Annotated in this window: 11 protein-coding genes; 4 read left to right on the plus strand and 7 right to left on the minus strand. The window is 64.0% G+C overall.

What is annotated here, in order from left to right; genetic code table 11:
* Positions 1 to 9: 9 nt before the first annotated feature.
* Together NH396_RS16725 and NH396_RS16730 are read right to left on the minus strand one after the other, a co-directional pair.
* The gene (locus tag NH396_RS16725) at positions 10 to 621 is read right to left on the minus strand and encodes a DUF416 family protein (protein WP_054555215.1); all 612 of its coding nucleotides are present in this window, start codon (positions 619 to 621) and stop codon (positions 10 to 12) included.
* Positions 622 to 802: 181 nt separating this feature from the next.
* A complete protein-coding gene (locus NH396_RS16730; protein WP_253064994.1) occupies positions 803 to 1096 on the minus strand; it encodes an MGMT family protein in 294 nt (97 codons plus the stop codon).
* Positions 1097 to 1214: 118 nt separating this feature from the next.
* Here NH396_RS16730 and NH396_RS16735 point away from each other — a divergent pair, with 118 nt between their 5' ends.
* Positions 1215 to 1964 (plus strand): type 1 glutamine amidotransferase, encoded by a 750-nt coding sequence (locus NH396_RS16735; protein ID WP_253064996.1) that lies wholly within the window; start codon positions 1215 to 1217, stop codon positions 1962 to 1964.
* Positions 1965 to 1989: 25 nt separating this feature from the next.
* Here NH396_RS16735 and mnmH read toward each other — a convergent pair whose 3' ends face one another.
* Both mnmH and NH396_RS16745 read right to left on the minus strand, forming a co-directional pair.
* Complete coding sequence (mnmH, locus tag NH396_RS16740) at positions 1990 to 3096, minus strand: tRNA 2-selenouridine(34) synthase MnmH (RefSeq protein ID WP_253064998.1); 1107 nt, start codon at positions 3094 to 3096, stop codon at positions 1990 to 1992.
* A 118-nt stretch (positions 3097 to 3214) separates the two neighbouring features.
* Complete coding sequence (locus tag NH396_RS16745) at positions 3215 to 5086, minus strand: SulP family inorganic anion transporter (protein ID WP_253065000.1); 1872 nt, start codon at positions 5084 to 5086, stop codon at positions 3215 to 3217.
* 286 nt (positions 5087 to 5372) lie between these two features.
* On the opposite strand from NH396_RS16745, the gene NH396_RS16750 reads away from it, so the two are divergent.
* Positions 5373 to 6017 carry a DUF1415 domain-containing protein gene (locus tag NH396_RS16750; protein ID WP_253065002.1) on the plus strand — a complete coding sequence of 215 codons (645 nt, stop codon included), beginning with the start codon at positions 5373 to 5375 and terminating at the stop codon, positions 6015 to 6017.
* A 147-nt stretch (positions 6018 to 6164) separates the two neighbouring features.
* On the opposite strand, the gene radA is transcribed toward NH396_RS16750, so the two are convergent.
* The 3 genes from radA to NH396_RS16765 all read right to left on the minus strand — a co-directional run bounded on the left by radA (position 6165) and on the right by NH396_RS16765 (position 9505).
* Positions 6165 to 7577, minus strand: coding sequence for a DNA repair protein RadA (gene radA, locus NH396_RS16755; RefSeq protein WP_166019612.1), 1413 nt, complete (start codon positions 7575 to 7577; stop codon positions 6165 to 6167).
* Between the two features lie 141 nt (positions 7578 to 7718).
* Positions 7719 to 8186, minus strand: coding sequence for a copper resistance protein NlpE N-terminal domain-containing protein (locus NH396_RS16760; protein WP_043336742.1), 468 nt, complete (start codon positions 8184 to 8186; stop codon positions 7719 to 7721).
* Positions 8187 to 8365: 179 nt separating this feature from the next.
* Positions 8366 to 9505, minus strand: a complete 1140-nt coding sequence (locus NH396_RS16765) for an alkene reductase (protein ID WP_176675955.1) — start codon at positions 9503 to 9505, stop codon at positions 8366 to 8368.
* Positions 9506 to 9787: 282 nt separating this feature from the next.
* On the opposite strand from NH396_RS16765, the gene hisC reads away from it, so the two are divergent.
* Entirely contained in the window at positions 9788 to 10843 is a 1056-nt protein-coding gene (gene hisC, locus NH396_RS16770) for a histidinol-phosphate transaminase (RefSeq protein ID WP_253065004.1), read from the plus strand.
* Between the two features lie 154 nt (positions 10844 to 10997).
* Complete coding sequence (locus tag NH396_RS16775; protein ID WP_253065006.1) at positions 10998 to 11441, plus strand: VOC family protein; 444 nt, start codon at positions 10998 to 11000, stop codon at positions 11439 to 11441.
* Positions 11442 to 11744: the final 303 nt, after the last annotated feature.

An 11744-nucleotide genomic window follows, 5' to 3' on the forward strand; every position in this document is an offset into this window, starting at 1 on the left:
TCGGGCCGCTCAGTCCTGCAAGGATAGCCCGAGATTGCTGACATCTTCATTGCGGCCCAATTGCTTGAGCGCACGCCAGTCATCGCGGGACAGCTGCGGGGCTTCGACGCTCTCGAGCACGGCGTCCTGGAAATCACGCTCATCGATCATCAACGGATGCTCGCGAATCATGGCTTCCAGCGCTTCCTGCTCGATGCCCTCACCGGCCTGCAGGTCGATCAGCGCGCGCACGCCATCGGCGGACAGACGGCTGATCTTGAGCGCGGCTTCCGGCTCTTCGCTGATCAGCACATCGATGCAGGCGGTCAGCGCCATCACGGCTTCCAGGGCGCGGCGCGCGCCAAAGCTGTCATCTTCCTCGGCGGGCTCGAAGGCGGTGACCTTCTCGGCCTGCAGCGAGAAATCGATCTTGGCATCGCGCACGCGCAACTGCTCCCAGACGAGGTCCAGCAGCTTGCGCAGCTCACGCGTGGTGTCCAGCGCGCTGGCCGTGCCGTTGGCTTCGGCGTAGAAGCCGGCATTGGGCAGGAGTCGCTCGGTCAGCGCCGCCATGAAGGCAGTACGGCGCACGGGGGCCAGCGCATCAAGGCGCGCACGGAAACCGGATACAGGCTGAGTCATGACGGCTCTATTCTCACTTCACTATTCAATATGCGGCGTCCGCGCTGGCGTCTTGCCTGTGCCAGCCACGATGTCACCGAAGGTCGCTATAGGGTATGCGATAGGATAGGCGAAAGGGTAGCGCCCGCGCGTGGCCGGATGAACGCGACCCTGCTCGAGCGCTGCCATGCTGTTGCATACCTTAGGGCCACAGGCACTCTGTCGGCACGCGACCGGCACCATCGAACAGGATGCCTTCGCTGCGCAACTTTTCCCGCTGGCGCACCGCTCCGCCGTGCTCGGTGACCTTGAGCGAGGCATTGATCACGCGATGCCACGGCAACTGATGGCCATCCGGCAGGTGACGCATCGCCGAACCGACCATGCGGGCAGTGGCGCCATCGGTCATCTTGGCGATACGCCCGTAGGTGGTGATGCGGCCTTCAGGAATCTGCGCCACCACGGTGTAGATCTGTTTGAGCAGTTCGGCTCGCATGCGGTTCTCTCCTTGTCGTGACGCGGCTGGTTCGCCCTGTGCAGGTGCTGAGATGCAGGTACTGGGACGCCGACACTGGGGCCTTTACGCTGACATGGCACTCACGCATGATGAAGCCATGCATCTTTACTTCATACATCAGGGGCAACTCCCTGACGCTGAACCAGATTCAGCCGCCGATACCGCAACGCTAGCGCATGACTGGCAGAGTCCGCTACGCCTCAAGGACTGGCTTTCCGGCATGGGGCACAGCTTCAACACCAGCTTCCCGCTGGCAGGCGAAGCCTTGCCGGGCATCGATGACTTTCATGCGCTGGTGGTGCTGGATGGTCCGCAACGCCTGTCGAGCGCCGCAAAGACAGCCTCGCCCGCCGAACAGCAGTCGCTGCGCCTGCAGCGCAAGTTGATTCGGCGCACGCTGAACAGCAATCGCCCACTGTTGGGGATTGGCCTGGGGGCGCGACTGATCGCCGAGCAGATGGGGGCGATCGTCTCGTCCGCCGTGGTGCCGCAGCGTCGCTGGGCCACGCTGACGCGCAGCAACGAGTGCCCGCTGGGACTACCCGCCGAGTTCGCGGCCTTGATGTGGCATGAGGAGATCTGCGGCCTGCCGGAAGACTGCGAGCTGCTGGCCAGCGGCGAGCACACGCCAGTGGCCGGCTTCAGCTGGGATGAGGGCCGCGTGGTGGCGCTCAACTTCCATCCGCACATGGGAGCCCTGGCCACGCAGGACCGCCTGGCCCACCATCCCGCGCCCATGGAGGGCATTGGCGTGCAATCACGCGAGGCGTTGCTGGAGGATCCGAAGCGCTTTGATCGTCAGGCGGCCCTGCTGGACCGCCTGCTGGTGGACTGGCTGAATGCGTGAGTACTGACCGCGCCCATGAGGGAGGTCAGCGCTGCCAGCGGTGATTGGCGCTCCACTCACGCGCGAAGGCGAGGCTGTTGTCCCAGTCGCCGACGTGCAGGAAGGTGCGCTCGTGCTTCTCGAGCTGATAGCGGTACATCGGGTCGTAATACTCGCTGAGCAGCGGTGCCAGCCAGCCTTCATGGGCCATTGGATTGCCGCGCTTGTGCTCCTGGAAGGCGATGTCCTGCATGCGCACCAGACGAGCAAGACGCGCACTGCCCAGGCGCTTGCGAAGACGCAGCAGTGCCTGACGCAGCTGGCGCTGCATCAGGGTCCAGCCGAGGAAGTCACCATAGTGACGACTGTAGGTGGACCATAGCCCCTCGATATAGTCCTTCTGAATCTGCACGATTCGCCAATCCAGCGGCATCTCGACGCGGATCAGCGGCGCCTGCTCCATCGCGCGCCAGGTGGCGAGCGGAATGTTGACGCTGCCGATGAAGCGCGACTCGTCTTCCATGATGGTCGGCGCTTCATCCTCAAGCGTGAGCATCTCGGCGGCGATGCGGTGCTCGAAGTCGATCTGGCTCGGCGCCGGGAAGGGGTGACGGCCGAAGGCCGAACCCTTGTGGCGCGCACAGCCTTCCAGGTCGATGCCATTGTCCAGCGCATGGATCAGCTCAGTCTTGGCACAGCCGGTCAGCCCGCCGATCAACAGCATCGGGGCCTGCTCGGCACGCTCATCGATATGCTGACAGAGCTGCTGACGCATGGCCTTCCAACCGCCCTCGATGCGTGGGCGCTCGATCCCTGCTTCCTGCAACCACTGCTGACTGAGCTGGGAGCGCATGCCGCCGCGGAAGCAGTAGAGAATCGCGTCAGGGTGCCGCTCGATGTGCTCGACCCAGGCGCGGATACGCGCACGCTTGATCCCGCCGCTGACCAGTTGATGGCCAAGATGTACCGCCGATTCCGGGCCGACCTGCTTGTACTGCAGCCCGACGCGATGACGCTCCTCATCATCCATCAGTGGCAGATTGACGGCACCCGGCAAGGCACCAGCGGCGAACTCGACCGGCGCGCGCACATCGATCAACGGACGGCCGTCGCGAATCAGGTCGCAGCTGGCCGCCACGGTGGGCAAACTCATGGGCATCTCTCGGCAGACAGAACAGGATTGAGGCAATGGGCGGCGACTAGCTGGCTGGCCGCACCATCAAGGGGCCATATTCTATCGCAAGCGTGCAGCCGCCCCCAGCCTTGTGCTTTCACGCCAACGGTGGCGTCAGGCGCATCCCCTGCCCCGGCCCGATCCCGGCCGGGCCGAACAACTGACAGTCGGGGCAGGCAGCGGGTTGATCACCGTGGGCGCGATGCGCTTCGGCGACCGAGTCACGTAGCGAGGCGATCGCCGCCTCGGCGGTATGGAAGTAGTTCTCACGCCCCATGCGCTCGAGGAAGCCACCGCGCTCCATCACTTCCAGCGCGTACATGCGAAAGCCGCACATGCTGAGACTGCCGCCAGCATCGCGCAGGCGACGCTGCTCGATCTCGAGCATCTCGGCACCCGCGATATCGATGAAGTTGCAGCCGGTGCCCAGCAGGATGACGTGCTTGCCGGTATAGCGCGCCAGCTTGCGCTGGACGTGGTCGACCGCCCCGAAGAACAGCGAGCCATCCACGCGCAGAATCACCACCTCTCGGCATTGAGCCAGCTGATAACGCTCGGCATTGCGCACCCCAAGCTCCGGATGTTCCGGGTCTGGCGCCATCTCGACCAGCCGTGGCCGTGAGGTGCGGTTCAGATACAGCACCAGCGAGACCAGCACCCCGGCGAAGATGGCAAACTCCAGCGGCAACAGCAGAGTGGCGAGGAAGGTGATCACCAGCACCACCGCCTCTTCGCGGCTGACGGCCAGAATCTGGCGGATATGACCGACTTCGATCAGGTTGGCGGCGATCACCATGATCAGGCCCGCCATCGCAGGCAACGGCAGCCAGGCGGTCACGTCAGGCACCAGCAACAGCACCGCCAGCACGATCAGCGCCGCCACCACCACCGACAGCGGGGTGCGGGCACCGGCATCATAGTTGGCGCCGGAGCGCGTGAAGGAGCCGGAACCGGCGAAGCACGAGAAGAAACTGCCCGCCAGATTCGACAGACCCTGGCCGATGAACTCCTGGTTGCCATCGATACGCTGATGCGAGCGCACGCCGATGGCGCGCGCGATGGAAACCGCCTCGATCAAGCCGAGCACCGCCAGCGCGAAGGCCGCCCCACCCAGCGAGCGCAGGGTGTCAAAGCCCAGCGGCGGCAGGGAAAACGGCGGCAGACTGCCGGACAGAGCGCCGACCATCGGGATACCTGCCGCGCTGCCGCCGAGCAATGCCGCGACACCGCAGCCGACGGCCATCGCCACCAGCATCCATGGCAGCTTGCGATTCAGCCGCCGGACCAGCACGGCCGCAAGCAAGGTACTGAGTCCCGTAATCAGTGTTGCCCACGAGGTATCGTCCAGATGCCTGAGCAGCGCCCACCAGGTGCCGAGAAAGCTCGAGGCATCGCCAAGCGCGATACCGAACAGGTGCTTGAGCTGACTGGTCGCGATCAAGACCCCGGCACCGGCGGTAAAGCCGATCACCACCGTATGCGAGATGAGATTGACCAGCGCCCCCATGCGCATCAGCCCCAACGACAGCTGGATGATGCCGACCATGCAGGTCAGCGCCAGCACCAGCGGCAGGTATTCGGGACTGCCCGGCGCGGCCAGGGTCGAGACGGTGCCGAACACCACCATCGAGATCGCCGCGGCCGGGCCACTGACCATATGCCGCGAACTGCCGAACAGGCCGGCGATGATCGCCACCACGATGGCGGCATACAGCCCATGCGCCGGTGGCAGGCCGGCGATCAACGCATAGGCCACCCCCTGGGGCAGCACCAGCACCGCGCCGCTGAGGCCCGCGATCAGGTCAGAACGCGCATCCGCGGGCGACAGCTGACGCATCCAGCCGAGAAAGGGCAGCAGCCGCGACAGACGATAGGCCGCGGCACTGGTGTGCTCGGGCCCCTCTGCCCTCTCGGTAGATTCGGGAGATTCGGAGGGCGGCGAGGGAGGAGGCGGAGTATCAGCGGACAAGAAGTATCTCCGTGGCGAGGCAGGAAAGAAATCGTCAGCCGGCAGCCGCGATGTCCCTGAGCGTACTCGGGGCAGGCTTGAAACCAGCGGTGATAAGTCTATCGCTGAAATCACTGATGAAACAGGGCCGCCACATGCTCGGCGACCACCTGCGGCCCTGCGACAACTTCAGGTTGAAGAAGCCCGATAACGAGAAACGAAGAGAGGCGAGAAGACACGGCGCTGGCCATGCCGCGCCCGAGCAGTGACAATACCCGCTCCTGACACCGCTGCGGACCCTGACGCCATGACCACCGACGCTACGCCGACCGATACCACGACTCCCGAGACGGCGGGTGGCTATACCCCGCCGCTGGATGCCAGCGAAGCCGAGGCCATCGACGCCACGCGCCAGTGGGTCGAGACGCACATCATCGCCGACAATCTGTGCCCGTTTGCCGCGCGCGAGATGGCACGCAACAGCATCCAGTATGCCGTGGTGCCCGGTGCAGGACTCGAGCGCAGCCTGCAGGCACTCGGCGACGAGCTGCTGAACCTGGACGCCAATCGCGATGCCGAGACGACGCTGGTGATCTTCAAGGACGGCTTCCGCGACTTCGATACCTACCTCGAGCTGCTCGACTATGCCGAGGCGCTGCTCGAGATGCAGGGCTACGAGGGCATCTATCAGCTGGCCAGCTTCCACCCGGAATACGTGTTCGAGGACACCGAGGAAGACGACGCGGCCAACTACACCAACCGCTCGCCCTACCCGATGCTGCACCTGCTGCGCGAAAGCTCGGTCGAAGCCGCCATCAATGCCTACGCAGGCGATGTCGAAGAAGTGCCAGGGCGCAATGAGGCGCTGATGCGCGAGCGCGGTGTCGAGCTTCTGGTCTCACGCCTCAAGGCCTGTGCTCACGCCGCCCGCCAGGCTGACAAACAGGACTGACAAGCAGGACTGACAAGCAGGACTGAGCTTCGTGCTCGGAGAAAACCCCATACGAACAAGGCCAGCCGAGAGGCTGGCCTTGTTCGTTGTATGCAGCATCACACCACGATGTCCCCGTGCGGCAGACTCACGCGCCAGGCGCAGATGTCACAGGGCTTCCAGTGCCTGGGACAGCTTGTCGACCGCCACGATGGTCATGCCCTTGGGCGGGTTCCTGGGGGCATTGCCCTTGGGCACGATGGCGCGCGTAAAGCCGTGTTTGGCGGCCTCGACAATGCGCTCCTGGCCACTCGGCACCGGACGGATCTCGCCGGACAGCCCCACCTCGCCGAACACCACCAGCTCACGCGGCAGCGGGCGGTTCTGCAGGCTGGAGACCACCGCACACAGCACCGCGAGGTCGGCGCTGGTCTCGAGCACCTTGACCCCGCCGACCACGTTCAGGAAGACATCCTGATCGCCGGTGAACAGGCCACCATGCTTGTTGAGCACTGCCAGCAGCATCGACAGACGATTGCCGTCCAGACCGACGGCGACACGGCGGGGATTGCCCAGCGGCGAGTCATCCAGCAAGGCCTGCACTTCGATCAGGATCGGTCGCGTGCCCTCCCACACCACCATCACCAGACTGCCGGAGGACTGCTCCTCGCTGCGCGACAGGAAGATCGCGCTGGGGTTCTTCACCTCCTTCAGGCCCAGCTCGACCATGGCGAACACGCCCAGCTCGTTGACCGCACCGAAGCGGTTCTTCTGGCCACGCAGCGTGCGGAAGCGCGAATCGCCATCGCCCTCCAGCAGCAGGGAGGCGTCGATCATGTGCTCCAGCACCTTGGGCCCGGCCAGCGAGCCGTCCTTGGTCACGTGGCCGACCAGCAGCAGCACGGTATTGGTTCGCTTGGCGAAGCGGGTCAGCGCGGCGGCGGACTCACGCACCTGCGAGACACCGCCCGGCGCGGATGACAGATCCTCCAGATGCATGGTCTGAATGGAGTCGATGATCAGCACCTCGGGCTTCTCGCGCTCGGCGGTGGCCAGAATCGTCTCGACGCTGGTCTCGGCCAGCATCTTGAGACCCTGGGTCGGCAGCTGCAGACGATGGGCGCGCATCGCCACCTGCGACAGCGATTCCTCACCGGTGACGTAGAGTGAGCGCTTCTGCTGGGCGAGCTTGCAGGCGGTCTGCAGCAGCAGCGTCGACTTGCCGGCCCCCGGGTGGCCACCGAGCAGCACGGCGGAACCCGGCACCAGCCCGCCGCCCAGCACGCGGTCGAACTCGCCGAAGGTCGAGGAGAAGCGCGGCACTTCGGCCAGCGAGACATTGGAAAGATCGGTCACATTGTCGCTGAGCGTGCCGGCGTAGCCGCCCCGCCCATTGCTGGCGCTACGCGCGGCACCACCGGCGACGGCCCCCGCAGCGGGGGCGGCGCCGGGCAATACCGTGGCGCCGACGCGGATTTCCTGCAGGGTGTTCCACTCGCGGCAGCCGCTGCACTGGCCCTGCCACTTCGAGAATTCGCTACCGCATTCGGTACATACGAAGGCGCTCTTTGCTTTCGCCATCAGACAATCCTGTCGGGAAGAAGTGATTCTCGGCGTCATGATGAAGTGTCGTCAGCCGCGGATTTCCAACGGCCAGACACAAGGAAGGCGGCTTGCGCCGCCTTCCTTGTGCTCACGATCGCCTTGTGGCGCACGGCACGCTTACTGGCGCTTGAGGCGCAATGTCTCACCGTTCTGGAAGCGACGCTTCTGCGGGTCGACCAGCTCCAGGGTCTGGGCATCCAGACGCAGGAAGTAGTAGGTCTGGCCTTCGCCGTCCGGCGTCAGCTCATAGACGGTCGCGTTCGGGTCCGTCACGGTGCCGGACAGCACGTCCCACTGGCCTTCGTAATGCTCTGGATCCGGCTGCTGCGGATGATCACGATAGGTGGCATCGAGACTGAAGGTACGCTCATCCTGGGCTGCCTCTTCGGCACCCTTGAGGCGTACATCGAGGTCAATGCCCGTGCAACGACGACACGGCAGGGTGCCCTTGTAGACGGCAACCTGCTCGCTGGCTGTCTCGGTAGCGCTGTTGTCAGCGGCACCGTCATTGGTCTGGGCCGTTGATGCGCACCCGGCGAGACCGACCATCAGCGCGGCTCCCACCATCAGAGTCCTGATCTGCATTGAATCCTCCTTAAGGCGATGACTCGATAGCAGCGTCAGCGCTATCGACGGCGAGCGGTCTGCCCGCTTTGGCAGGCAGACCGCTCACAAGCTTCCACGCTCAAGAATAGCGGGTATCCGCCCCGGGAGGCCAGCCCCGATGGCGTTTATCGAACACCATTCGCTAAATCGTGTCGGCCTCAGCCGCGGCGATCATGGCCATTGTCGAGAAACGGATAGTCGGTATAACCCTTGGCACCACCACCGTAGAAGGTATCCGGGTCCTGCTCGTTGAGCTCAGCGCCGAGGCGAATGCGCTCGACCAGGTCCGGGTTGGCGATATACGGGCGCCCGATGGCGACGGCATCCGCGATACCCTCATCGATGATGCGAGCCGCGCTCTCACCGTCGTAATGGCCGCAGAAGATCAGCGCGCCCGTGACGCGCTCGCGCAGAGCACGACGGAAGTCATCGCTGAACTTGATGTCGCCACCGGCCCAGTCCGGCTCGTTGACGTGCACATAGGCGATGCCACGTCTGGAGAGCTGCTCGGCCATGTAGAAGGCCATCTCTTCCGGCTCGTCATCGGTCAGACCGAAGATCTCGATGAAAGGCGTCAGGCGGATGCCGGTACGCTCAGGGCCGAAGACTTCGGCGACGGCATCGACGACTTCCAGCGTCAGGCGCGCACGGTTCTCGACCGAGCCACCGTACTGGTCAGTACGCTGATTGGTGCCGGTGGCCATGAACTGGTTGAGCAGATAGGCATTGGCGGCATGCACCTCGATCATGTCGAAACCGGCGCGCTTGGCACGCACGGCGGCCTGGCGATAGTCCTCGATCAGCTGGGGAATCTCGTCCGTCTCCAGGGCGCGCGGCGTACTGGTGGGATGACGTCCGCTGGTGCCGTCCTCGAACTCGACGAAGCACTGGGCGCCTTCACCCCGCAGGGCGCTCGGCGCGACCGGCTGCTGGCCGTCCGGCTGCACCATCTCATGCGAGACGCGCCCGACATGCCACAGTTGCAGCGCCATGCGGCCGCCCTTGGCGTGCACCGCTTGGACGACGCCCTTCCAGCCCGCCTCCTGCTCATCGGTCCAGATACCCGGCGTGTAGACATAGCCACGTGCGGTGGGCGAGATGTTGGTCGCCTCGCTGATGATCAAGCCGGCACCGGCACGCTGACCGTAATAGGCCTGCTGCAGCTCACCAGGCACGCTGTCGGGGGTACGAGCTCGTGTCAGCGGTGCCATCAGGATGCGGTTGGGGAGGGTCAGATCACCGAGCTTGACCGGATCGAGCAGGGTATCGGCGTACGGGGCATTGGTGTTGGCAGTCATCGGGGCTCCTTGAATTGCAGGTCTTCGCCCAGCGTCCTCATCGCACTAAGTCGCGCAAGCTGGGCAAGCATGCCTATGACATGCGGTACACCACGCGCTGCTTCAAGCACGCGCATCGCACGAGAATAATGCTGGCATGGCAACAATGTGCAAAGCTGCACCAGTCGGCACGCTTCAGGCTCAGGCCGAGAGCCTGCCGGAGCTTGTACCGCGACGATCCAGCGGGCAACATGAAAAGCATCCATGACACGGGTCATGCACTGTCACCAGCGGCGAGAAATCATGAGCAAGTACTGGAGCCCCCAGGTCCACGACCTGACCCCCTACGTCCCCGGCGAACAACCGCGTGAGCAGCTGATCAAGCTGAACACCAACGAGAACCCCTACCCGCCGGCGCCCGCCGTGGAGCAGACGCTGCGCGAGTTCAATGCCTCTGATCTGCGCCGCTACCCGGACCCGAGCTCCAGCTCACTGCGCACCGCCCTGGCTGATACCTTCCATGTGGCCGCCGAGGAAGTCTTCGTCGGCAATGGCTCCGATGAGGTGCTGGCGCTGGCCTTCCAGGCATTCTTCCGTCAGGACAAGCCGCTGCTGCTGCCGTCCATCAGCTACAGCTTCTACCCGGTCTACTGCCGCATGTATGGCATCGAGTCGCGCAGCATCGCGCTGACCGACAACTGGGAAGTCGACCTGGAAGCCTTCGGCAACGACAATGGCGGCATCATCTTCGCCAACCCCAACGCCCCGACAGGGCATGGCCATGGCCGCAAGGCGATTGCCGCGCTGCTGGAGCGCAATCCGCAGAGCGTGGTACTGGTCGACGAGGCCTACGTGGACTTCGGCGGCGAAAGCGCCATCCCGCTGATTCATCAGTATCCGAACCTGGTCGTGTCGGGCACTTTCTCGAAATCGCGCAGCCTGGCGGGCATTCGTCTTGGCTATGCCGTGGCCTCGCGTGAGCTGATCGAGGGTTTGGAGCGCGTGAAGGACTCCTTCAACTCCTACCCCATCGATCGCCTGGCCGAACAGGTCGGCGTCGCCGCGCTCAGTGATCCCGCTTATTTCGATGAGTGCCGCACGCGAGTCATCACCACCCGCGAGCAGACGCGCGATCGCATGGCCGCGCTGGGATTCAAGATTTTGCCCTCGCAGACCAACTTCGTACTGGCGACTCACCCGACCCACGATGCCGGCAAGCTGTTCATCGGCCTGCGCGAACAGGGCATCCTGGTGCGCCACTTCAACACCGACACACTACGTGACTATCTGCGTATCAGCATCGGTACCGATGCCGAGATGGACAGCCTGATCGAAGCCCTGGAAACCCTGTGTCGCTGAGATAGCGCACGGCCCGGCCTGTGATTGCACCAATCAAAGAAGGCGCCCTGTGGGCGCCTTCTTTGATCAGAATGTCTCTCACAAGCTCACCGCCCGGCTCATTGCACAGTTCACCGCATCATTCATCGCGCCTAACACGCTTCAGGAGCACAACATGACAACGGACAGTCTCACCATGGCTTCGGACTCACCCTCGCCCCCCCGCCTGCCTCTGACGCAAGTGCATCACGTGGCGCTCATCACCGCTGATTACCCACGCGCCAAGCGCTTCTATCTCGAGGTCATGGATGCGCAGGTGATCAACGAGGCCTATCGCGAGGCCCGCGACAGCTACAAGCTCGACCTGCTCCTGCCGGGCGGTATCCAGCTGGAGCTGTTCTCCTTCCCCTCTCCGCCTGAGCGCCCCAGCTATCCGGAAGCCTGTGGGCTTCGTCACCTGGCGCTGGCGACAGAAGACATCGATACCTGTGTCGAGCTGCTGATCGCCCGTGGCGCCACGCCAGAGCCGATACGTGTCGATGAATACACCGGCGCCCGCTTCACCTTCCTGTCAGACCCTGACGGTACGCCCATCGAGCTCTACGAAATCTCGCCCTGATGTGATGGTGCACTGAAACTTCACTGGCCCTGAAGACAAAAGGCCCCTGTCGATATCTCGACAGGGGCCTTCTTGTGTCATGTGCACGTTGCTTGGGCAAAGCTTTTCTCTCGCCCACAGCTAATTCGCATGCAGGACTCTCTGCACAACTTTTCCTGCGCACATTTTTTCCGTGTACAAAGAGAACCGCCCCTGCAGCAAGGCTACAGGGGCGGTTCGGGATAAGTGCCTGACGATGACCTACTCTCACATGGAGAAACTCCACACTACCATCGGCGCTAAGCGGTTTCACTTCCGAGTTCG

Origin of the sequence: Cobetia sp. Dlab-2-AX, assembly GCF_024124625.1 — a bacterium.
Classification (GTDB): domain Bacteria; phylum Pseudomonadota; class Gammaproteobacteria; order Pseudomonadales; family Halomonadaceae; genus Cobetia.

Bases quoted from the DNA above. Each gene is read 5' to 3' on its own strand.
- NH396_RS16725 (WP_054555215.1), bottom strand. From the start codon at position 621: ATGACTCAGCCTGTATCCGGTTTCCGTGCGCGCCTTGATGCGCTGGCC.
- NH396_RS16730 (WP_253064994.1), bottom strand. From the start codon at position 1,096: ATGCGAGCCGAACTGCTCAAACAGATCTACACCGTGGTGGCGCAGATT.
- NH396_RS16735 (WP_253064996.1), top strand. From the start codon at position 1,215: ATGCATCTTTACTTCATACATCAGGGGCAACTCCCTGACGCTGAACCA.
- mnmH (WP_253064998.1), bottom strand. From the start codon at position 3,096: ATGAGTTTGCCCACCGTGGCGGCCAGCTGCGACCTGATTCGCGACGGC.
- NH396_RS16750 (WP_253065002.1), top strand. From the start codon at position 5,373: ATGACCACCGACGCTACGCCGACCGATACCACGACTCCCGAGACGGCG.
- radA (WP_166019612.1), bottom strand. From the start codon at position 7,577: ATGGCGAAAGCAAAGAGCGCCTTCGTATGTACCGAATGCGGTAGCGAA.
- NH396_RS16760 (WP_043336742.1), bottom strand. From the start codon at position 8,186: ATGCAGATCAGGACTCTGATGGTGGGAGCCGCGCTGATGGTCGGTCTC.
- NH396_RS16765 (WP_176675955.1), bottom strand. From the start codon at position 9,505: ATGACTGCCAACACCAATGCCCCGTACGCCGATACCCTGCTCGATCCG.
- hisC (WP_253065004.1), top strand. From the start codon at position 9,788: ATGAGCAAGTACTGGAGCCCCCAGGTCCACGACCTGACCCCCTACGTC.
- NH396_RS16775 (WP_253065006.1), top strand. From the start codon at position 10,998: ATGACAACGGACAGTCTCACCATGGCTTCGGACTCACCCTCGCCCCCC.